Here is a 21539-nt window from a genome sequence, read left to right as displayed (position 1 = left end):
TATTACTGAGCCGGAATAGCGCGCCCCCGCCGCTGCATTACCCACAAGGCAACCAGCGCAGCAATCAGCAATATTCCTTGAGGAATCAATGTCTCCAGATATGGATAGATTCCTAACCAACTAATTTCAGGTACGCCAGGCAGCAGTGTTGGCTCAAACAATTTGCCTTCAATCAATTCAAGAACACTCTTACCGGCAAAAACAAAGGCCATCAGGTACATAAAACCACCGGTAAACATAAAGAAGGGTTTGAGCGGTAATTTGACGACGGTAAAGCGCATGACCAGATAAGCCACCAGCAAAATGACACAACCGACACCAAAACCGGCCAAAATCGACAGGTGACCGCTCGTGGTACTGGCGTCGCCCATCAGTGCGAGATAGAACAGGACGGTTTCAGCCCCTTCTCGGTACACCGCCAGGAAACTGGTTAGCCATAGCCCTATCATTGAGCCACTGCTGAGTGACTTGGAGAATTTCCCCTCCAGATAGGCTTTCCAGTGGCGAGCTTCCGTTTTTGATAGCAACCAATAACTCATGGAGAACAGCATCACCACCGCAATCATCATGGTGAAACCTTCTAATAACTCTCGACTTTGGCCTGAATTTGCAAATAACCACTGGAAGACAAAGGCCGTTAACACACTGGCAATTAAGGCCACCACCACGGATTGGCGAATCAGTGGCAATTTGTCCTGATGGTTGTTTTTCACCAGATATGCGACGATAGCCGCCACAATCAGCAAGGCTTCCAACCCTTCGCGGACAATGATTAGCAAACTGTAGATGAACAGGCTCCAATCAGTTTCATCCCCACCACCGAGCATCTCAACCGCGCTAGCCAAATCTTTTTGCAACGCCGCGGCTTCCGTTTGTAGCTGTTCTACTGGCTGACCGGCTTTCATCAAACTGACTAAACGGGTGAAATGGCCCTCTAATGTTGATTTAAACGCAGCATCACGCGAGCCAACTTTATTCTCCATGCCGCTGGCTTCGAATAAATCAAAATAAGTATCCTGGACAGCCATCATGGCTGGCGTGGTTTGCCCGTTCTGGTACTGGCTGATAGCTGCGCTAATAGCCTGATTTATTTTGCTGGAAACAGCCGCCCAATCGGCATTAGCCTGCCCATCAGAATGGGTATTTGAGTCAGAAGGTTGCCCTGAGGCTGGTTGATCAGCAGTGACTTGCTGCTGTTCGCGGGTAGTCGGTAAGCCCGGCAATGTATCTTCGATGGTTTGAAGTAAGCCCGTGACACGATAAGCAACTTCGGTTAGTTGGTCAGGTTTGCTGGTTAAATCGATAAGAGCAGTAAATTGTTGGTTTATCGCCGCCGCTTGTTGTGCGGAGCGATTGCCACGCACCGACATCTCCATTTCAGAGTTTTTAAACCCCAGATAGTGCGCTTGTTGCACACTTTGGCTGGCGGCGGCGAATTTACCTTCTTGATATTCACTAATAGCCTGCGCTAATAAATCATCAATAATTTTAAAACTTTGCTGCCAGTAAACGGCAATGTCGCTATTTTCATAGGTTGCATGTTGCTGTTCAGCGGTAAGTTTATGGCCGTCAGTTAAAACGGGCAGTACGCCAGTCAACTCACCTTTAAGCCAATTAATTTTATTATCAACCTCAGCTTGGGGTTTCCCCTCACCGATCATGCGCCGGATTTCACCAAAGGCGGCTTCCATTTGATAACTTTTCTGCGCCGAAATATTGATACGAATCGGCCCTTCCAGATTCTCAAATACTTCAAAATAGGCCATTTGTACCGTGGTACGGGCTTCATCATTTTTCTGCTGTTGGTACAACTGAGAGGTTTTATCGAGACGGGATTGGATATCATTGACCCACTGCTGATAGTCTTGAGTCGCCCAGGCTAAAGAGCTGGATAGCCACCAACAGCAGCAAAGCAGGAAAAGTTTGTGCCAAATTCGCATAATGAGTGACGCACATGAAGTTGATAATGAGATTTATTAACATTAACACTAAACAACAGAAATGTGTCTTGATCCGTATCAAAATATATTTAGTCTTTTGAATTTTTGTTTAAAAATGCGGAATGCCTCGCAAGATTAGAGCGAGTAACAGCAATGAATAAGGCGGTTTGGTGATGAGTTACATTGAAACGGAATATGAACAGGTTCGCGCAATTATCGGTGATAATTCTATAATCACTCTGCTATCTATCGGCCATGAATCGACAACGGTGGTCACAGGCAGCTCTGGCAGGGTTTTCGCTGAACAGCATCTTACTGTTGGCTCTAATCATGTTGCTTTGCGTTATTTCAAACATAACCCCCCCACGCCAGATGAGATGGAAACCGCCATTATGGTGGTGGAAGATGAAGTTATTCGTATCAGCCCTGCGGTGAATAAAACCTCACAATTGATAACCACCGATGGTTATATTGCCGAGATTGCACATCTTGCGGGCTTATCCACGCAAGCGAAAACCGTTATGTCACTGGAGTCTGTTGAGCGAATGTTTGACCGGTTGGCTGCCGTCATGATGGGGAGACCGGCTGCATCGGAAGGAATACCCGCAGACAATGAATTTGCTGCACGTTTGCTGATTTTACGCGAATTTATGCATCATTTGCAGTTTTCTGCCATTACAGTGCTGAGATAAGAGCGCATGATTGAGTGAGTATTTTGGCTAAAAAAAACTGACAGGGCCGTATTCGCGGCGCACTGTCAGTTCATAATTAATGGTCAGTTCATAATAAATGGTTAGTTTCTTTTACTGCCAATAATAACTCGGCTTACTTACCGGTTTTTTTAACCAGATTATCCGCAGGTAATTCCCCTGGCAGATAATTAGGCAAACGCCCCGCCGGGAAGATAGCCAGTAGTGATAACAACGCCATAATCAATAAGCCAAATTTCAGTGAGCGAAGACGGGCTTCTTCATTGACTCGCACCGCTTCCGCGACCTGCTCAGGTGTTGCGGTGGTTTGCGCCAACACACCTTGCAGGCGGTCATTACTGACGAAGTTGATGCTATCCATATTCACTTGCGCCTGAATTTCAGCCGTCAGAATTGGCGTTTCAGCCACGCCACGGATCACGTTAGCGCTCAGCAAACCAACCAGTAACGCGCCGGCAACAGCAGTACCGATGGCGTTTGCCAGGTTATTCGTGGTACCACGTAATGAGCCGACATCACCGGCCAGTTCTTTCGGTGATGCACTAACCAACACGTTGAACAGCAAGGTGACCAATGCTCCTTGAGCCAGACCAAATACCACTAAACCAAACAGTACAGCGAATTCACTCCAGTTATTGCGCACCACAAATGCCAGCCACAACAGAGCAATGGTACAGGTGATGAAACCATAACGGCCAATTTTGCGTGGTGTCAGCTTCTTATAGAAACGGACAATCAACATCGCTGAGAAGAATACCGATAAGTTAAATGGCATCATGGCAATCGCCGTCGCCATCGGGGTACTGCCCTGCACTATCTGGATATACAGCGGAACCGAGAAGTTCAGCATAGCTTCCAGTGCAACCACCGCAAACATAGCAAATACAGCCGCTTTTTCAGTCGGTGAGCTAAGCACTTCTAATGCCAATAAAGGCGTTTTACCTTGCTCTTGACGACGGCGAGTCCAGACGACAAACGCCTGTCCCAACACGATACCCAATACAATCATGAAAGGTGCAGGAGAGAAGCCCAGCAGGTCGAACGGCGCACCATCACGAACCAGACCGAAGCCCCAGCGGTTCAAGTTGTTAAAACCAAATGACAGCAGGATAATCGCCGACGCCGCCAAAATGACACCAAACACATCAATGCCAACTTCCGGACGGCCCTGGTCAGACTTCAAACGGAAGCTCAACACAAAGATGATGGCAGATAACACAATCAAGATGCCGAACGCTGGACGCCAGCCGATGTATGTTCCCAGCACACCACCAATCAAGAATGCTGCCACACCGGCACCGGCACGCGCTGAGCCTAAAGCACCCAGTGCTGTAGCCTGTTGCGTACCGCGGTAGTTTTCAGCAATCAAGGCCACCAGAGCAGGCACCAACGCGGCACCCGCCAGACCACTTAACGCCTGAGCACTGATCATCACGGTCACATTCGGGCTGAATGTCATCATGACCTGCGCGACACCGAATAACAGCACGGTACTGCGGAATACCACCAGCGGCCCGAAACGTTGGTTGAGTTTGGCACCCAACATCACGAAACCAGCAACAGAGAGTGAGTACATCACGATCGCCGTTGCAATGGTCGTTGGTGGCACATTAAAGCTCTTGACCATCCCACCTAACGCTACCGGCAGGGAGGCCACGTTAAATGACATCAGAATCTGGGCCAATGCGATGGTGATCATCGGCACCCACGACTCTTTAACTTCCGCACCTGCGCGGTGAGTTGATTGATTCGCCATAAATATCTCTATCCTTTTGAAAAACAATATTGTTTTAAACTCAATCCGGTTGTACAAAGCGCATTTGACGCCACATGACCGGTTTTTTGAGCTTTACCTGACTCTCACGGCTCAACTCTTTTCGGTGTAAGGCTCAGAAACAAACATGTCCATCCCAAGACTACGTGATAAGAACCGGGCGGCCAGTTGACCTTTAACACTGTTACCTGCGCTATCCAGTAACGGGGCAAAAGTCCCCAAGCCACCTTTACCTGGTGACACTGTAACAATACCGCCACCAATACCGCTTTTCCCAGGAAGGCCGATATCATAAAGCCAGTCCCCGGATGTTTCGTACAACCCTGCCGTGACCATTACCGCCAATGCGTAATGGCAAACATCATTATCGACCACTCGCTCACGAGTCAGTGGATTGACACCGCCGTCTGCCAGTGTCGCGCCCATGACAGCTAAGTCCCGCGCACTGACATTCAACGAACATTGGCGCGTATAGAGATCGGTGGCGATAAGAGGATCGCACCCCAGACGGCCATAGCCTTCCAGCACGTTGGCAATGCCGCGGTTGCGGAAATTGGTTTCGCAGGCGGATTGATACACTTCTTCATTAAGGGTCAGTTCTCGGCCAGCAAAGCGGCACAAACCGTCATAAATGAATTTCCATTGCTCATCACTGCTCGCCCCCGGAACCAGACTGGTGGTAGCAATAGCGCCGGAGTTCACCATAGGGTTAGTGCGCCCATCAGGTGCGCGCTCAATGGCCGTCACTGAGTTAAAAGCCATACCTGTGCTATTCACACCCAATTTTTCACGGGCGACTTTCGCCCCGATGGCCTGACAGACCAGTGCAAAAACAAAAGGTTTGGAGACACTCATGATGGTAAATTCATAGTCTACATCGCCGGCTGAATGCACTTTACCGTTAGTGCCGACCATGCAGACGCCAAATAGATTGGGAGGAATGCGTTCCAATGCAGGATAAACCGTCGAAACGACACCTTCATTATCAGAGCTAAACCGTTTGTGGGCTTCTTGCACCAATTTAACTACGGTATCAGGATCCGGCAGATGCCCGGTAGATACGTAGTCGATAATTCTATTTTTGCTATCATCTGTTGGCATATAGTTATCTCTCGTTTAACTTCTGTTTATATTTCTGCCTTTCTTTTACCTGTAAGGCTTATTTTAATCGCCAGAAATACAGCTACGTTTTAATTTATATAAAACGATAATAGTAACTTTTAGTTTCTCTGAGCCATGTTTTATCAAAAGATCATAAAATTCTTATAGTAAGATATCTCAGGTTAAGAAAACTGTATATCAGTTGTTTTGAATAGTTTGGTTTTGTTTTTACAGGGAAAATTTATAAGAACTGTTGCAATATCATCGAAATAACGATAAAGCCGGAAGGTTTTTGCGGAGAGTAAGATAATGACAAACAGCAGATAAACGTGTTAGCTAGTATTAATCCGACATAATAGTATTTTATTATCGGTAAATAGCCCTTTAATAAACGCCAAACATTGAATTGCGATACTCAGGGCCGACCAGCATATTATTACTTATGATAAATAGGGTTGTATCCAATTTAGCCCAACCACAGTACCTGCCCGCGGATGATATTCACAACCAATCCACCCTTTGTAGTTAATCTCATCCAGTAGCCCAAATAAATAGGCGTAATTAATTTCACCTTCATCGGGTTCATGACGGCCCGGTACTGATGCAATCTGAATATGCCCATAGCGCCCCGCAAACGCGGTAATTAAATGGCTGAGATTACCGTCCACTATCTGCGCATGGAATAGATCCAACTGCGTAAATACATTAGGGCGGTTGATGAGATTAACCAGTTCCAATGTTTGGTATTGGCTGGAGAACAGGTAATTAGGTTTTATCTTCGGATTTAACGCTTCAATCATGGCATTAATATTATACTCGGCAAACCGGTCAGCGGCATAACGCACATTGTCGATAAAGACCTGTTGATAATTTTTTCGGTCGGCGTCTACAGGTACCACACCAGCCATGATATGAATAGATGGGCAGCCCAGTGCCAGCGCATATTCCAAAGCCAAATCAATATCACGGCGAGCCTCTTTTTCTCGCCCCGGCAGCGCTGCCAGCCCCCACTCACCTGCATGAATATCGCCGGGAGGAGTATTAAACAACACCTGTTGCAAACCTTGCTCTTTCAATTTCGCTGCCAATTGATCTGCTGGATATTCGTAGGGAAATAAAAACTCCACCCCCCTGAAACCCGCGTCTTTCGCTGCCTTGAAACGTTCAAGGAAAGGAACTTCTGTAAACATCATGGATAAATTAGCGGCAAACTTAAGCATATTTAACTCCTTAATTCGGCGATTTCGTCATCGGTCAGATAACGAATAGGTCGGTCACCCAGTGTAAATATCAGGCGCGCAGTTTCCTCTAACTCTTCCATATTGTCTGCCGCTTCCCGCAAACTTTTCCCCACCACCACCGGGCCATGATTTGCCAGTAAAAAAGCACGATAGTGCGGAGCCAACTTCGCCAACGCCTCCCCTAATCGACTGTCTCCCGGACGGTAATATGGCACCACAGGAACATCGCCGACCCGCATCACCACATAGGGTGTAAAGGGCTTAATGGCATTGTGGCAATCAAGACCTTGCAAGCAAGAAAGTGCTGTTAAATAAAGGCAATGCAAGTGAACGACGGCTTCACATTCAGGATTATTAAGATAGATTGCACGATGAAAACTTACCTCTTTTGAGGGTTTATCACCCGAGATCCATTCACCCTCTAAACTGACCTTAGATAGCCGTTCGGCATTTAACTCACCCAAGCAGGAGCCGGTAGGCGTCGCTAATAATGTGCCGTCCGCCAGTTTCAGTGACAGATTTCCAGCTGAACCGGTGGCATAACCTCGTTGGAAAAAGGAGGCTCCCAACTTGACCATATCTTCCCGCGCCTGCTGCTCATTCATACGGCAAACTCCGTTTGTGCTCTGGCAAAAAAGTTTTCATCACCAAAATTACCCGACTTCAACGCTAATGAAATGGGGTGGTCGGTCGATTTTACCCAAGGAACCCCAGGAGAGATGGCTGGCCCAATATGAAAAGCTTGAATACCTAATGATTGGGCGACAATACCGGAGGTTTCACCACCCGCCACGATGAAACGCTGAACACCTTGCTGCTGCAAACTGCGTGCTAAAGTTCCGAACAGATGTTCCACCGCCTCACTACTGGCAGTCGCGCCCCACTGCTGCTGAATACTCTGTAATACCTCGGGTGCCGATGTGGCGTACAGTAATGGAGCTAATGGCCCAGAGATATTCTCCATCACCCAAGTACAAAGCGCCTTAGCATAGGATTCAGGTTCATTGAGACAACGGGTTATATCAATTGACCGGGCTGGAGCCTGTTGAACATATCGAGCAACCTGCCGATTGGTCATCGCTGAGCAAGAACCGGATAGCACAACACATAACTTGCCTTGTGGAGCACCGGCTTGTGTCGCAGGCAAGTGGTGTGGAACACCGTTCATCCACTGCCGAGCCAGGCCGATTGCCAAGCCAGAACCGCCCGTCACCAACACCATATCGCGCACCGCTTCGGCCTGTGTCAGTAAGTGGCTCTCGTTTAAGGTGTCCAGCACCACATAGCGTATGCCTTCATCTTTCAGACTGTGCAAGTGTGATTTTACCGCGTCAGCGCCTTGATCCATCACGGAGCTATTGATCAAACCACTGCGCCCACGACTCTGCGTATCCATCAGGCGCAGGAGATTACTGTCAGTCATTGGGGTCACCGGATGATGGCGCATCCCTGATTCAGACAATAATTGCCCCATAACAAATAAATACCCCTGATATACTGTGCGCCCATTGATTGGCAGCGCGGGGCAGAGGATAGTTTGTTGCTGGCCAAGAGCATCCATTAACGCGTCGGTCACCGGACCAATGTTACCTTGCGCGGTGCTATCAAACGTCGAACAGTATTTAAAATAGAATTGTGTGCAGCCCTGATTTTGTAACCATGTCAAAGCCGCTAACGAATCTGCCACGGCCTTCCCGGCTGAACAAGAGCGCGATTTCAAACTGACCACAACCGCATCTGCCTGCACCTGATAATCCGTTTTAGGTATGCCAGTGACTTGCACCGTAGACATGCCATTTTCCACCAAAAAACTGGCAATATCCGTAGCACCGGTGAAATCATCTGCAATAACGCCTAGCCGCATCAGATACTCTCCTGTTCTTTTATCAAGCCAGATTCCATGACACATACTGATAGCATTTTTGTGTGAGTCATAACCCCTCCGTGTTAATTTTGGTGATAATTTGATTTATTATGTTAATGGTAGCCAGAGTGGTCAGGTATTATTGTGAGTTTACTCACAATAATTAACACAATGTAATCATAAATCACATGAATTAACATCAAAAACAGGGCTTGCGTTCACATCATAAGAAATAAAATGGATAAGTGAGTGATTCTTAGCGTTAAAAAATGAGAAATATTTCCTAACTGCTGACGTATAATCACATTAATTACCATTGCCATGTAATGAGCAAACTGAATAAGGAGCGAACGTGATACCCGTTGAACGCCATCAACAGATACTGGCACTGGTTGCCGAACGCGGCGTCGTCAGCATTGCTGAACTGACCGAACGTTTAGGTGTATCGCATATGACCATACGTCGTGACGTGCAAAAATTGGAAGAGCAAGGTGCCGTTTTATCCGTTTCGGGCGGCGTACGTTCAACTGAGCGACTGGCGACCGAGCCCTCTCATCAAGACAAAACACTCATGTACAGCAGTCAGAAAAACGCCATTGGTATGGCGGCAGCGCTGCATATTCCACGGAATAGCTGTATTTATCTTGATGCAGGAACCACCACATTGGCGTTGGCACGGCAGTTGGAAGCCAGGGATGATTTATTGGTGGTCACCAATGACTTTGTTATCGCGAATTTTTTGATTGAATCCTGCCAATGTAAAATGATCCACTCCGGTGGCACATTATGCCGCGAAAACCGTTCTTGTGTCGGGGATGCCGCCGCCCGCACGCTACGAAATTTATCCATTGATATCGCCTTTATTTCAGCATCCTGCTGGGGGCCCCGTGGCATATCAACACCGGACGAAGACAAAGTTGTGGTAAAACGGGCGGTTAGTGAGGTTAGTAGCAAGCGCGTGCTACTGGCTGATGCATCAAAATACGGCAAAGTTGCCACTTATTTAGCCTTACCTCTTACTGACTTTGATGCAGTGATTACTGACACCGGTTTGACACCTATAGCCCATGAAGAACTGACCACTAAAGAGATCGAACTGATTATCGCCCCAGCCGTGCGTCAAGCTGATTGATCGATAAATAGCCTGCCCTCCTCTTGTCATGCATACCGCCCCGACAAAGGAGGGAAATTTGACAACTATATACCTCGCGATGTAGTTAAAGTCGCCCCAAGTCTTAGCGCCCTAATAAATAAACGGCGTAAACTACAGGGTAATTTCGTTTGCATCATTTTTATTTGCAACTTTTGATACAGCACCCATCTCATCAATCTGGATGTCTGAAGATCACGCAGGCCGCTGTTTCTGGAGCATGACATGAACAATGCAACAACGGCTGGAAAGCAAAAAGTGCCGTTACGACTCAGTACGTCTATCACCCTCATGGTTGCAGCAGTGATTATTTCCGTGTTATTGGTGGTTCACACGCTGTTCTTCGTTCAACTCAGCAAGATGGCGCAAGAGGGTTTGCAAGACAAAGCGGTTGCCGTCGCCCGGGCTCTCTCTTTTTCCCCCACCATCATTCACGGATTAACTGACCCTGAAGCCGGGAAACACATTCAGGCTTATACCAGTCAAGTTCAGCAAGCGAATAACCTGCTATTCATTGTTGTTACTGATATGAACGGCATTCGTTATTCACATCCTAATACTGAGATGATCGGACAGCATTTTATCGGCGATGATTTAGAACCAGCGCTACTAGGCAAAGAAAACAGCGCGATAAATCAAGGTGTACTGGAAAGAGCATTGCGTATTTTTATTCCTGTTTATGAACCTCACGGCAAACAAATAGGCGTCGTTGCGATAGGGATTTCGCTTACCAACATTGACTCGGTGGTCAGTGAAACCCGCTGGACTATCCCCTGGACCATATTATTTGGGGCACTGATTGGCTCACTCGGCACCTGGTTTTTAGTCAAGGTACTGAAAAGAATTATGTTGGGTTTTGAACCCTACGAGATCTCCAACTTATTTGAACAGCGTAACGCCATGCTGCAATCGATTAAAGAAGGCGTCATCGCAGTCGATGCCAATTCGCGCATTACCGTGGTAAATCATGAGGCGAAACGCTTATTTAAACAAAGTGGGCCGATGGAAAATTTATTACTCAGTAGCGCCAGCAAGTATTGGCCAGTGCGTTTGTACTTAGAGCAGGTTTTGGAAACCGGGATTGCCCGACGTGATGAAGAAATAAACTTTAATGGCAGCATATTACTGACCAATACTGTTCCTGTGATGGTAAAAGGCGATATTATCGGCGCAATCGCCACTTTCCGTGATAAAACCGAAGTGAGTCAATTGATGCAACGCCTCACCGGCATGGTGCATTATGCTGATGCCTTACGAGCACAGTCGCACGAATTTATGAATAAACTCCATGTGATTTTGGGTTTATTACATATGAAGTATTATCAGCAACTTGAAGATTATATTGTTAAAACATCGAATAATTATCAGGCGGAGATTGGCTCTCTACTGCGCAAAATAAAATCCCCAGTCATTGCCGGTTTCCTGCTGGGGAAAATCAATCGGGCACGCGATTTGGGCATCACATTATCCATCAGTGATGATAGCCTATTACCCGACACCGATAATGAGCAAATAACGACCACCTTAATTACAGTTTTGGGCAATCTGCTTGAGAACGCCATGGAAGCCATTGGCAACCTGTCTCAACGAGAAATTAACGTCAGCTTCCATTATCAAAATGGCCGAGTACATTGCGTTGTCAGTGATGATGGGCCGGGTATTGCCACCGAGTTGCAAGACAGTATTTTTGATAATGGTTTTTCCACAAAAGGAAATGAACACGGCATCGGTTTGAGCCTGGTTCGTCAGAGCCTGGAAAGTATTGGCGGCAATATTGAGTTCGATTCCGAAGCGGGTGTTTTTACCCAATTCTTTATCAACCTTCCCTACGATGTAACCTCAAATAATATGACCTCCAGTGACAATTATTCCAACAACATCAGCGCGGTAAATCATGATTAATGTATTAATAGTAGATGATGATGCAATGGTAGCTGAGCTGAACAAGTGTTATTTGAGCCAGGTAGCGGGCTTCAACTGCTGCGGTTCGGTCTCCAGTTTGCAGCAGGCTCGGGATCATGTGATAGCAGCGGAACAGCCTATTCACCTGGTCCTGTTGGATGTTTTCATGCGTCAGGACAATGGATTAGACTTGCTGCCAGTTCTACGTGAATTCAGTGAGCATACTGATGTTATTGTTATTTCATCTGCGACTGATGTGAATACCATCAAAAGAGCGCTGCAATACGGAGTAGTGGATTACTTAATTAAGCCGTTCCAATTCTCACGCTTTGAAGAAGCACTGTCGACTTATCGTGAAAAACAGAGTTTGCTGGGACAGCGTGAATATTGCGCACAAGAAGATGTCGATTCCTTATTACGGCGCAGTAATGCCGCTCCGATCGAGCGGAAGAAACTACCCAAAGGGCTAACAGCGCAAACACTGCGCACTGTGTGTGAATGGATTCTGGAAGTACAAGATGGGGAATTCTCAACGGAGCAGATGGCAAATGCTATTGGTATTTCACGCGTTTCTTGCCGTAAATATTTAATTTACCTTTCCGATACTGAAGTTCTGAGCACTAAAGTTCTGTATGGTGCAACCGGGCGGCCGGTTTATCTCTATAAACTCTTGCCCAATCAACAGGAGGTATTAAAGCAGTATTGCCAATAGCATTAGCGCCAAACAGAACTCAATTATCAAAAACAACCGGTATCCAATAAAATATGCCGGTTGTAATGCCATTACTAAAAAAACATTTGAATACCTTATTGCTAATTAGGTTTATTGATCATAATTAATAACACCTATAGAACCGATGTCAAATCATAGACTTTGTGTAAAAAGATAAATCATGCATATAAAAAGAATATCTTTATAAAAAAATAGCGCCTACCTTAATTAATTAAGATCAACTGAAACTTAATGCAAAGTGATAGTAATAAAAGATAAAGTCAGGCTAAAAACAGTATCGATAGGAAATATATAGAATAGATTTATAGTAAAAAACGCGCCCCCCACATTCATTTACATAACAACCAGTTACAAATTTCTCTAAAACCAATCAATAGTTACAATAAATGTTTTAATATGAAAGCATGTGGTGTGATTATAAATTAACCTTAGCTTTTCAATTAGTGACTTCGTTAATACCGCAAAAAAAATAATTTATAAGTTAATATTTTTTTGCCTCATCACGATAGAAACGATAGCATGCCCTCCCATAATTCAAGAGTAATGTTCAAAGCCATAACAAGTGAAGGCGCTAAGACGCTATTTATGCATTAACCTTTAGCAATCAGTTGCAGTAATACATTCACGATGATTGCACAACAGACAGGAAAATAGGGAATGTCTATGATGTCAGGAAAGCACTCTGCAAAAACCCATCACGACGCGAAAAAACGCTGGTTAGATTCTCATGATACTGGCTATCACAAAAGTATGGGCCGACGTCATATACAGATGATAGCGATCGGCGGTTCTATTGGTACCGGCCTATTTTTAGGCACAGGTGCTCGTTTGCAAATGGCAGGCCCAGCATTAGCATTAGTTTATTTGGTCTGCGGGGTTTTCTCATTTTTTATTCTCCGGGCCCTCGGCGAACTGATTTTACACCGCCCCTCCAGTGGTAGTTTTGTTTCTTATGCTCGCGAGTTTCTCGGCGAAAAAGCATCCTATGTTGCTGGATGGATGTATTTTCTCAACTGGGCAATGACTGGGATTGTTGATATTACCGCTGTTGCACTCTACATGCATTACTGGGGCACCTTCTCTGATGTCCCTCAATGGCTGTTTGCGTTAGGCGCACTTTCAATTGTCGCCACCATGAATATGATTGGTGTTAAATGGTTTGCAGAGATGGAATTCTGGTTCGCACTGATCAAAGTCGCCGCCATCTCCCTATTTCTGATCGTCGGGGTTATCTTTCTTGGGACTGGCCAAAGTGTTGGTGAGCACTCGTCCGGTATGCATCTGATAACTGATAATGGCGGATTTTTCCCCCACGGATTACTGCCCGCACTGGTATTAGTCCAGGGAGTCATATTTGCTTTTGCTGGTATCGAGTTAATTGGCACCGCAGCCGGGGAGTGCAAAGACCCAGAGAAAATGCTGCCCAAAGCGATCAACAGTGTGATTTTACGTATTGGCCTGTTTTATGTCGGCTCAGTGGTTCTGCTGGTATGCTTATTACCTTGGAATGCCTATCAGGCAGGTCAAAGCCCTTTTGTGACATTCTTCAGTAACTTAGGCGTTCCTTATATTGGGACAATCATGAATATAGTGGTGCTATCCGCCGCTCTTTCCAGCCTGAACTCTGGGCTATATTCTACAGGTCGCATTCTGCGCTCATTATCGATGGGCGGTTCAGCCCCCAAGTTCATGTCAAAAATGAGCCCCCAATCAGTTCCTTATGCCGGAATACTGGTGACTGTCGGTATCTATGTTTTTGGTGTTGTACTCAACTTTCTCGTCCCATCACAGGTATTTGAGATTGTTTTGAATATTGCATCACTTGGGATTATTAGCTCATGGGCATTCATTATTGTGTGTCAGATGAAGTTACGTCAGGCAATAAAGAACGGTACAGCCAAACCGGTTGCCTTCAAGATGCCTGGCGCCCCCGTGACATCCTGGCTAACCCTGCTTTTCCTGGCCAGTGTATTAGTCATGATGGCATTAGACTATCCGAATGGTACCTGGACCGTTGCAACTTTACCTGTCATCGCCGTATTGCTCGTCATTGGCTGGTTTAGCTTACGTAAACGCGCTCGAGAGGTTGCCGCTGAACATAGAGATATGCCAGTTAAAGAAAGCGGAGCTAAAACAGTGCAACCTGCTGAGTTGTACGGACAAAAGTCAGCGGGCTAAATAAAATATTCAGCCCGTAGGTTGATAAACAAACCTACGGACTGAGTTTCCCCAGCAGAAAATCACGCAAAACTACTGCCTGATTATTTTGCGCATCACGACTGCCATATAACAACGTGATCGGATGCTGTTGCAACACCGCCAACAAAGGTTCCCAAGCGGTAGAGTTATTGAGCTGATCCTGATAGCGTCTAACAAATTCCGGCCAATCCAAATGTTGATGAAACCATTGCCGCAAAGCGTTATCCGGCGCAACCTCTTTTAACCATACGCCCCCCTCCAGGCGTGCTTTACTGATTCCACGCGGCCATAAGCGGTCAACCAAGAAAGTATGGGCCTGATAAGGTGGTTCAGCATCATAGACCCGCTGCAATGTAACCTTATTTATACTCACAGCAATCCCCTTTCGCTCTTTTCAGTCTCCAATTAAACCAGTGACTGGTGTTACAACTCGCCTAATGTGGGTTTTACTTTCTGATCCGCAATGTGAGTTCTATTTTTGGTAGAGATCCCAGCGGTTGCCGTAGATATCTTCAAATACCACGACCATACCATAGGCTTCTTTACGCGGTTCCTCGCAAAACGTCACCCCTTTCGACTTCATTAATTGGTAATCACGCCAGAAGTCTTCAGTCTCAAGAAAAAGAAATACTCGTCCGCCACATTGATTGCCAATAAATACTGCTTGATTATCATTAGATGCACGAGCCAGCAATAAACGACACTCACTATCTTCTGTAGGTGAAACCGATACCCATCGCTTCCCAGGCTGCGGCTCATCTTCCCTCAAAAAGAAACCCAATTTCTCAGTGTAATATTCAATCGCTTTATCGTAATCATCAACCACGATGGCGATGTAACCTATCCCTCTTTTTTTACTCGTCATATATTATTCTCATCCATCACAGTTAACTTAACTCTAATGCTATCAATATCTCTCGACAAGCATAAGAAGCTTATCACTCATGTTAAACACTGTAACATCCGGCGAAGACCATGATAATTATTTATTCATAAATACGAACATGCTATATTTCTTCCAGCTAAATTTTTGGTAAAAAAAATGACTACAGTGCTGATTAATACCACCAAACAGATGAAGAAAAAAAATATCATGCTGGTGACGGGTACATTAAAATCACTGGTGTCCGCAACTAAAGGTGATATATCTGCTCAAACGGGCTTAAGCTTAGCAACCTGTGGCACGATACTGAATGAATTGTGTTCTGAGGGAGAAGTTATCGAGGAATCTCTCGATGAATCACGCGGTGGTCGACCAGCCAAACGTTATATCTATAACCCAAATTACTTCAGTATATTAAGTGTCTATGCCGAAGGTACAAATGACAGCGGCGTTATTTCGTCTTATCTCACCTCGGCCGATGGCAAAAAAATTCAAGAATATAATGAAGTCTATAATAGACTGACTGTAGAAACATTAATTAACCATATTAAAGAGATAATAGATAAACATCCTAATATCAAGGCATTAGGCCTTGGCCTCCCCGGCGTTGTGGTCGATGGGAAAGTCCTGACTTGCGATATTACTCACTTAGAAGGACTGGATATCGCTGAACGGTTAAATAGTCAATTAGGTATTTTTGTCCAAGTGGGTAATGATATGAATTACACTGCATTTGGCTTTTATCGAAATGATTGTCGCGATATAACTGACCCTATTGCTTACATTTTCATGCCTCCAAGACATTGCGCAGGTTGTGGCATCGTTATTTCTGGAAAAATGCTACGTGGGGCAAGCCAATTTGCTGGAGAAGTATCAAAACTGCCCTTCTATGATAATTTAACCACCGGAATGAATACTAATTCTGGTCAGAGTCCCGAATTTGAAAGACTTCTCCATATCACTTCATCTTTAATTGTTATAATTAATCCGGTCACCATAGCAATATCAGGGAATAACATAAATCAGGCATGTATTGATGCGTTAACTATTGAGTTATTAAAAAAATTCGACAGCAAACACATTCCTCATTTTGTTTATCGCGATTGTATAAAATCTGATTATCATAAAGGTATATCTGAATATACCCTTGATGCCTACAATAATTTTAGAGTCTTTGACAGTTAACCCTGACCTACATCCAATGATGCTGGAAACCCAGGCTTAACACTAAAAATCTCATATCTGTGCTCGTATTCTATCCCTACTTAATTCCCTCGAACAAACATCTTCCACGGCGAGAATGTTCTTGACTTCCTGAATGTCATCATTATATTTTATGACTTAATATAAGTCTTTTAGTAAGTGTTTCTACATAGCTAACAGGCTCGATTCTTCAACCATTAACCAGAGAAAGGTAACTACTGAATGTCTGGATCTACACTCGATACCACTCTGGATACTTATGCTAAACGCTCCGCTACTCGGGCAATATTCTTTGTCGCCGGGTTTGCAATGGGCCTTTGGGCTTCACTGGTACCCTATGCACAAAATCGTCTGCATTTTGATGCCGGCTCATTAGGATTACTGCTGCTTTGCCTGGGGACTGGCTCACTACTTGCTATGCTTTTCTCCGGGAGACTCATCGGCCATTTTGGTTGTAAAAATATCATGCTATTAGGTATCGCCCTAACCTGTATATTCCTGCCGACCCTGGCAATCATTGATCAATTCCCTTTAATGGCTTTATGCCTATTTTTCTTTGGTGCCGGAATTGGCTTGGCTGATGTTGCGGTTAATGTCCAAGGCTCACTGGTTGAGCAATCATCTGATAAACCACTCATGTCAGGTTTTCATTGTTTGTTCAGTGTTGGCTCAATTGCGGGGGCTGGTGGTGGAGCAATATTATTTACGCTTGGTTTGATGCCTCTCTCCGTGACATTCATTGCCATAGCAGTCATAGCGATTATTACCGCGACGGCTTTCAATGAATTAATCCCCTTTGGTGATCATAAAGAACCTACTGAGCAAGCAATAACAAAACCGAAGCCCAATTTCCGGCTCATGCTAATGGCATTGATGTGCATGATTTGTTTCATGGCGGAAGGTGCGGTATTAGATTGGAGCGGCGTTTTTCTCACTAATGATCGGGGCCTTGATATAACACATGCAGGTTGGGGATTCGCAATTTTCGGTGGAACGATGTCAATTATGCGTTTCACTGGTGATAAAGTTGTTAGCCTTTTGGGGCGTAAACGCGTGCTGGTTTTCAGCAGTATCATCGCCATGATCGGGTATGCGGTTGCGGTCATTATCCCCGACTGGAAATTCACATTGCTTGGTTTCGCGCTCGTCGGAATTGGGGCCGCAAATATTGTCCCGGTACTGATAACCCTGGCTGGTCAGGAAAAAGTCATGCCGGTCAATATGTCCGTTGCCATGGTTGCAACACTGGGTTACTTCGGTGTTCTGGGTGGGCCGGCACTGATTGGTTTTATTGCCCACTTAACTGATCTCTACACCGCATTCACCATTATGGCACTGACATTCCTTGTTATTACGGTCGGAGCATTTAAGCTGAAATATATCAACGAGGAATAGCCACATCAAAAATTAATACAGCATGAACATATTTTTAAAGATTTATCTAAAGAGAAAAATTGTGACTGAGTATGGTAACTTTACCAGCTAGCAAAATTTTGCTAGCTTTTTTTTAGATAAATAAAGTTAAGATATTTTCTATCAAACTACTATCTTCAATATGTTAAAGAGGGAAGCAAAATGAGTATTAAAATCGTTGCCGTTGATATGGATGGAACCTTTCTTAACGATCAGATGAGTTTTGATCGGAAACGGTTTAGTGCTCAATATGCACAATTAAAAGATAATGGAATAAAATTTGTTGTTGCCAGTGGTAACCAATATTACCAGCTCATCTCATTCTTTCCCGATATCGCTGATGAAATTGCATTTGTCGCTGAAAATGGTGCTTACGTGAGCAATAAGAATACAGAGGTTTTTTGCGGCGTAATATCAGATGAGAATTGTGATATAGTTCTAAAAACACTATTACCAATAGCCTATCTTGACGTTATTGTTTGCGGAAAGAGCGGAGCCTATATGCTCGATTCATCAGATAATGCGTTTTTTACCACCATGAGTAAATATTATCACCGCCTTAAAATAATCGACAGCTTCAATCAAGTGGATGAACCTGCTTTCAAGTTTGCCATCAGTTTACCCGATGAAAAATTGGCTGACTTTATGACGTTCATTGAAACTGAATTAGCCGGTATTGTCACACCGGTGTCCAGTGGTCATGGTTCCGTTGACCTGATCATTCCCGGTGTACATAAGGCTAATGGTATTAAATTACTCCAGAATATATGGGGGGTGAAAGATGAAGAAGTGGTGACTTTTGGTGATGGTGGCAATGATGTTGAGATGTTGCAATATGCCGGTTTTGGATTTGCTATGGCGAATGCGCCAGATCGTATTAAAAAAATAGCGAAATACCAGGCCGATTCGAATAATGACTCAGGTGTATTAAATATCATTGATAAAATCTTAAGAAAAGAGCCTCCATTTGCATAACTATAATCACTCGCATAAATTATAAGAAATTTTAGCCGTTATTTTCTTCTCATTGTGAATAATCATAAAGACAAAATGGGGGCCAGATGATTGCCCCCGTAATGATTTTACAAATGCTACTTAAATCTTTTTTATCAGTGATTATTCAAAAATTTATCAAGGAATTGGCGAGTGCGTTCATGCCGCGGATGAGCAAACAGTTCTTTCGCCGGGCCTTGTTCCACAATCCTACCGTGGTCCATAAAAATAGCCCGGTCTGCCACATCTCGGGCAAAACTCATTTCATGAGTGACGATAACCATCGTCCGTTTTTCCTCAGCCAGTGCGCGGATGGTATTTAATACCTCACCCACCAGCTCTGGGTCTAATGCAGATGTCGGCTCATCAAATAGAATGACCTGAGGCTGCATAGCGAGTGCACGCGCGATAGCCACACGCTGTTGTTGCCCACCGGATAAACGACGAGGATAAGCATCTTCCTTGCCACTTAATCCAACTTTCGCCAACAGCTCACGCGCACGTTTAACAGCCTCTGACCGTTTTTCGCCCTTCACAATCACCGGCCCTTCAATGATATTTTCCAACACCGAGCGATGAGGAAATAAATTGAAGCTCTGGAACACAAATCCGACCTTTTGTCGTAATGCGCGAACTTGCCGTTGTTGCTTATTAATGGGGATGCTGCCATCAATCTCTATATCACCGACCCGAATAATCCCAGAGTCAGGCGTCTCAAGCAGATTGATGCTGCGTAATAGCGTTGTTTTACCTGAACCACTTGGCCCGATTATCGCCACCACTTCGCCACTGTTCACTTCAAGCGAGATACCGTGCAGTACCTGTTGACCTTTAAACTGTTTGGTCAGCTCTTTAATGTCGATGGTACTCATGGCTACTCCTGATCCTGACGATTAACATGGGCTTCCAGACGATTTTGTAATGCTGATAACAGGGTCGCCATGATCCAATAAATCAGTGAGGCCGCCAGATACATAGTGAAAACTTCCAAGGTACGAGAAGTCACCAATTGCGCCTGGCGGAAAAGTTCGGGGACCTGAATGGTCGCGGCCAGCGAGGTGTCTTTGACCAAACCGATAAAACTGTTACCCAGCGGAGGGAGTGCGGTACGACCTGCTTGCGGCAATATAACGCGGTAGAGGGTTTGCCAACGCGTCATCCCGATACTGGCGGCGGCTTCCCACTGCCCTTTCTCGATCGATGAAATCGCAGCACGTAATGTTTCTGAGGTATAAGCCGCCGTATTCAGTGATAAGCCAATTAAGGCTGCTGGCATAGGGTCCAGCTCAATGCCAAATTGCGGCAAACCGTAATAAATCATAAACAGTTGAGCAATTAACGGAGTACCCCGGAAAATAGAAACGTAAAAACGAGAGAGAAGTGAAAAAGGCAAGAAGCGGGATAACCGCATCATGGCTAACATAAAACCTAATGCCAGACCAAAAAACATTCCCCCTAAGCTCAGTTGGAGAGTAAGCCAGGCACCTTTCAATAAAAATGGTGCTGAATCCAGCACCAGTTGAATACTTTCTTGCATTATTTAGTTACGTCCGCGCCAAAATATTTTTCTGAAATTTTGGCCAATGTGCCATCTTTTTGCATTTCAGCGATAGCTTGATTGATCGCTGCCAACAGCTCAGGGTTATTTTTACGCAATGCCACACCTGACTCCTGACGGGCAAACGCTGGGCCAGCCGCGGCAAGAGTATTGTTGGTTTTCTTCACCAAGTCCAATGCAGCTAAACGGTCAACCAGAATGGCATCTGTACGGCCAACACGAAGATCTTGATACTTAGTTGGGTCATCATCATAGGTGCGAATATCAACATCTTTCAGGTTTTCGCGTAACCATTGCTCATAGTTACTGCCCAAACCCACGCCCACTTTCTTACCCACCAAATCTTCAGGTTTGGTGAACTTGCCTTCATTGCCTTTCTTGGTCAAAACCTGAATACCTGAAATAGTATAAGGCGTTGAGAAATCATATTTTTTCTTGCGTTCATCTGAAATGGTGACCTGATTAATCGCCACATCGATACGCTTAGATTCCAGTGAGGCCAGCATACCATCCCATTTAGTCGGGGTGATTTTTGCTTTAACGCCCATATGCTCTGCCAATGCATTGGCAAAATCCACTTCGAACCCAGTGAGCTTGCCATCTTCACCCTGGAAGCTGAACGGTGGATAAGTTCCTTCCAACCCGACAATCAGGGTTCCTCGCTCTTTAACCTTATCTAACAGGTCTCCCGCAGCATATGACTTCACATTCAGGCCTGTTGCCAGTGCAACCGCCACCATGCCCAGAACTACCCGACGACGTACAATTGAAAAGCCCATAAATACCCCAGCTGTGATGTTTACTTTTGATATTCAAAACTTTATCAGTGTTGTTAATAGAATAAAGAAATATAAACTAATAACGATAGCTATAAA

At 45.0% G+C, this 21539-nt stretch carries 19 protein-coding genes; 8 read left to right on the top strand and 11 right to left on the bottom strand.

Annotation, left to right across the window (positions count from 1 at the left end; all coding sequences use genetic code 11):
- Positions 1-2: 2 nt before the first annotated feature.
- Complete coding sequence (locus tag HU019_RS05395) at positions 3-1940, bottom strand: FTR1 family iron permease (RefSeq protein WP_174850042.1); 1938 nt, start codon at positions 1938-1940, stop codon at positions 3-5.
- 173 nt (positions 1941-2113) lie between these two features.
- Here HU019_RS05395 and HU019_RS05390 point away from each other — a divergent pair, with 173 nt between their 5' ends.
- The gene (locus HU019_RS05390) at positions 2114-2632 is read left to right on the top strand and encodes an acetate and sugar kinases/Hsc70/actin family protein (RefSeq protein ID WP_174850041.1); all 519 of its coding nucleotides are present in this window, start codon (positions 2114-2116) and stop codon (positions 2630-2632) included.
- Between the two features lie 133 nt (positions 2633-2765).
- Here HU019_RS05390 and HU019_RS05385 read toward each other — a convergent pair whose 3' ends face one another.
- From HU019_RS05385 to otnK, 5 genes are all read right to left on the bottom strand, one after another.
- A complete protein-coding gene (locus HU019_RS05385) occupies positions 2766-4406 on the bottom strand; it encodes an MFS transporter (protein WP_174850040.1) in 1641 nt (546 codons plus the stop codon).
- 111 nt (positions 4407-4517) lie between these two features.
- Positions 4518-5525, bottom strand: coding sequence for a glutaminase A (glsA, locus tag HU019_RS05380; protein ID WP_174850039.1), 1008 nt, complete (start codon positions 5523-5525; stop codon positions 4518-4520).
- 440 nt (positions 5526-5965) lie between these two features.
- Entirely contained in the window at positions 5966-6745 is a 780-nt protein-coding gene (gene otnI / locus HU019_RS05375) for a 2-oxo-tetronate isomerase (RefSeq protein WP_174850038.1), read from the bottom strand.
- A 2-nt stretch (positions 6746-6747) separates the two neighbouring features.
- The gene (otnC, locus tag HU019_RS05370) at positions 6748-7371 is read right to left on the bottom strand and encodes a 3-oxo-tetronate 4-phosphate decarboxylase (protein WP_174850037.1); all 624 of its coding nucleotides are present in this window, start codon (positions 7369-7371) and stop codon (positions 6748-6750) included.
- On the bottom strand, positions 7368-8630 hold the full coding sequence (gene otnK, locus HU019_RS05365; protein WP_320407026.1) for a 3-oxo-tetronate kinase: 1263 nt from the start codon (positions 8628-8630) through the stop codon (positions 7368-7370). The genes otnC and otnK overlap by 4 nt, the downstream gene beginning before the upstream one ends.
- A 352-nt stretch (positions 8631-8982) precedes the next feature.
- On the opposite strand from otnK, the gene ygbI reads away from it, so the two are divergent.
- The 4 genes from ygbI (at position 8983) to ansP (ending at position 14593) form a co-directional block, all read left to right on the top strand.
- A complete protein-coding gene (gene ygbI, locus HU019_RS05360; protein ID WP_174850036.1) occupies positions 8983-9762 on the top strand; it encodes a DNA-binding transcriptional repressor YgbI in 780 nt (259 codons plus the stop codon).
- Positions 9763-10005: 243 nt separating this feature from the next.
- On the top strand, positions 10006-11682 hold the full coding sequence (locus HU019_RS05355) for a sensor histidine kinase (protein WP_174850035.1): 1677 nt from the start codon (positions 10006-10008) through the stop codon (positions 11680-11682).
- On the top strand, positions 11675-12394 hold the full coding sequence (gene dcuR, locus HU019_RS05350; RefSeq protein ID WP_174850034.1) for a two-component system response regulator DcuR: 720 nt from the start codon (positions 11675-11677) through the stop codon (positions 12392-12394). The genes HU019_RS05355 and dcuR overlap by 8 nt, the downstream gene beginning before the upstream one ends.
- Positions 12395-13078: 684 nt before the next feature.
- On the top strand, positions 13079-14593 hold the full coding sequence (ansP, locus tag HU019_RS05345; protein ID WP_174849239.1) for an L-asparagine permease: 1515 nt from the start codon (positions 13079-13081) through the stop codon (positions 14591-14593).
- 34 nt (positions 14594-14627) lie between these two features.
- Here ansP and HU019_RS05340 read toward each other — a convergent pair whose 3' ends face one another.
- Both HU019_RS05340 and HU019_RS05335 read right to left on the bottom strand, forming a co-directional pair.
- Positions 14628-14987 carry a DUF488 domain-containing protein gene (locus HU019_RS05340; protein ID WP_174849189.1) on the bottom strand — a complete coding sequence of 120 codons (360 nt, stop codon included), beginning with the start codon at positions 14985-14987 and terminating at the stop codon, positions 14628-14630.
- A gap of 99 nt (positions 14988-15086) precedes the next feature.
- Positions 15087-15479, bottom strand: a complete 393-nt coding sequence (locus tag HU019_RS05335) for a VOC family protein (RefSeq protein ID WP_174849190.1) — start codon at positions 15477-15479, stop codon at positions 15087-15089.
- 177 nt (positions 15480-15656) lie between these two features.
- On the opposite strand from HU019_RS05335, the gene HU019_RS05330 reads away from it, so the two are divergent.
- From HU019_RS05330 to HU019_RS05320, 3 genes are all read left to right on the top strand, one after another.
- The gene (locus tag HU019_RS05330) at positions 15657-16682 is read left to right on the top strand and encodes an ROK family protein (RefSeq protein WP_174849191.1); all 1026 of its coding nucleotides are present in this window, start codon (positions 15657-15659) and stop codon (positions 16680-16682) included.
- 240 nt (positions 16683-16922) lie between these two features.
- Positions 16923-18095 carry an MFS transporter gene (locus HU019_RS05325; protein ID WP_174849192.1) on the top strand — a complete coding sequence of 391 codons (1173 nt, stop codon included), beginning with the start codon at positions 16923-16925 and terminating at the stop codon, positions 18093-18095.
- A gap of 180 nt (positions 18096-18275) precedes the next feature.
- Complete coding sequence (locus tag HU019_RS05320) at positions 18276-19088, top strand: Cof-type HAD-IIB family hydrolase (RefSeq protein ID WP_174849193.1); 813 nt, start codon at positions 18276-18278, stop codon at positions 19086-19088.
- Positions 19089-19222: 134 nt separating this feature from the next.
- Here the strand turns inward: HU019_RS05320 and tcyN are convergent, their stop codons facing one another.
- Genes tcyN through tcyJ form a run of 3 tightly spaced genes read right to left on the bottom strand, consistent with a single transcriptional unit; the run spans position 19223 to position 21443 of the window.
- Positions 19223-19978: an L-cystine ABC transporter ATP-binding protein TcyN gene (gene tcyN, locus HU019_RS05315; protein WP_174849194.1), complete on the bottom strand. Its 756-nt coding sequence runs from the start codon at positions 19976-19978 to the stop codon at positions 19223-19225.
- Positions 19979-19980: 2 nt separating this feature from the next.
- Positions 19981-20643 carry a cystine ABC transporter permease gene (gene tcyL, locus HU019_RS05310; RefSeq protein ID WP_174849195.1) on the bottom strand — a complete coding sequence of 221 codons (663 nt, stop codon included), beginning with the start codon at positions 20641-20643 and terminating at the stop codon, positions 19981-19983.
- A complete protein-coding gene (gene tcyJ / locus HU019_RS05305; RefSeq protein WP_174849196.1) occupies positions 20643-21443 on the bottom strand; it encodes a cystine ABC transporter substrate-binding protein in 801 nt (266 codons plus the stop codon). The genes tcyL and tcyJ overlap by 1 nt, the downstream gene beginning before the upstream one ends.
- Positions 21444-21539 lie beyond the last annotated feature (96 nt).

This window comes from Yersinia artesiana, from assembly GCF_902726545.1.
In the GTDB taxonomy this organism is placed as follows: domain Bacteria; phylum Pseudomonadota; class Gammaproteobacteria; order Enterobacterales; family Enterobacteriaceae; genus Yersinia; species Yersinia artesiana.
This window is presented reverse-complemented; position numbering and strand designations above follow the sequence as displayed.

Excerpts from the sequence above, each read along its gene's own strand:
- HU019_RS05395 (WP_174850042.1), bottom strand. The coding sequence starts at position 1,940 with ATGCGAATTTGGCACAAACTTTTCCTGCTTTGCTGCTGTTGGTGGCTA.
- HU019_RS05390 (WP_174850041.1), top strand. The coding sequence starts at position 2,114 with ATGAGTTACATTGAAACGGAATATGAACAGGTTCGCGCAATTATCGGT.
- HU019_RS05385 (WP_174850040.1), bottom strand. The coding sequence starts at position 4,406 with ATGGCGAATCAATCAACTCACCGCGCAGGTGCGGAAGTTAAAGAGTCG.
- glsA (WP_174850039.1), bottom strand. The coding sequence starts at position 5,525 with ATGCCAACAGATGATAGCAAAAATAGAATTATCGACTACGTATCTACC.
- otnI (WP_174850038.1), bottom strand. The coding sequence starts at position 6,745 with ATGCTTAAGTTTGCCGCTAATTTATCCATGATGTTTACAGAAGTTCCT.
- otnC (WP_174850037.1), bottom strand. The coding sequence starts at position 7,371 with ATGAATGAGCAGCAGGCGCGGGAAGATATGGTCAAGTTGGGAGCCTCC.
- otnK (WP_320407026.1), bottom strand. The coding sequence starts at position 8,630 with ATGCGGCTAGGCGTTATTGCAGATGATTTCACCGGTGCTACGGATATT.
- HU019_RS05355 (WP_174850035.1), top strand. The coding sequence starts at position 10,006 with ATGAACAATGCAACAACGGCTGGAAAGCAAAAAGTGCCGTTACGACTC.
- dcuR (WP_174850034.1), top strand. The coding sequence starts at position 11,675 with ATGATTAATGTATTAATAGTAGATGATGATGCAATGGTAGCTGAGCTG.
- ansP (WP_174849239.1), top strand. The coding sequence starts at position 13,079 with ATGATGTCAGGAAAGCACTCTGCAAAAACCCATCACGACGCGAAAAAA.
- HU019_RS05335 (WP_174849190.1), bottom strand. The coding sequence starts at position 15,479 with ATGACGAGTAAAAAAAGAGGGATAGGTTACATCGCCATCGTGGTTGAT.
- HU019_RS05330 (WP_174849191.1), top strand. The coding sequence starts at position 15,657 with ATGACTACAGTGCTGATTAATACCACCAAACAGATGAAGAAAAAAAAT.
- HU019_RS05325 (WP_174849192.1), top strand. The coding sequence starts at position 16,923 with ATGTCTGGATCTACACTCGATACCACTCTGGATACTTATGCTAAACGC.
- HU019_RS05320 (WP_174849193.1), top strand. The coding sequence starts at position 18,276 with ATGAGTATTAAAATCGTTGCCGTTGATATGGATGGAACCTTTCTTAAC.
- tcyN (WP_174849194.1), bottom strand. The coding sequence starts at position 19,978 with ATGAGTACCATCGACATTAAAGAGCTGACCAAACAGTTTAAAGGTCAA.
- tcyL (WP_174849195.1), bottom strand. The coding sequence starts at position 20,643 with ATGCAAGAAAGTATTCAACTGGTGCTGGATTCAGCACCATTTTTATTG.
- tcyJ (WP_174849196.1), bottom strand. The coding sequence starts at position 21,443 with ATGGGCTTTTCAATTGTACGTCGTCGGGTAGTTCTGGGCATGGTGGCG.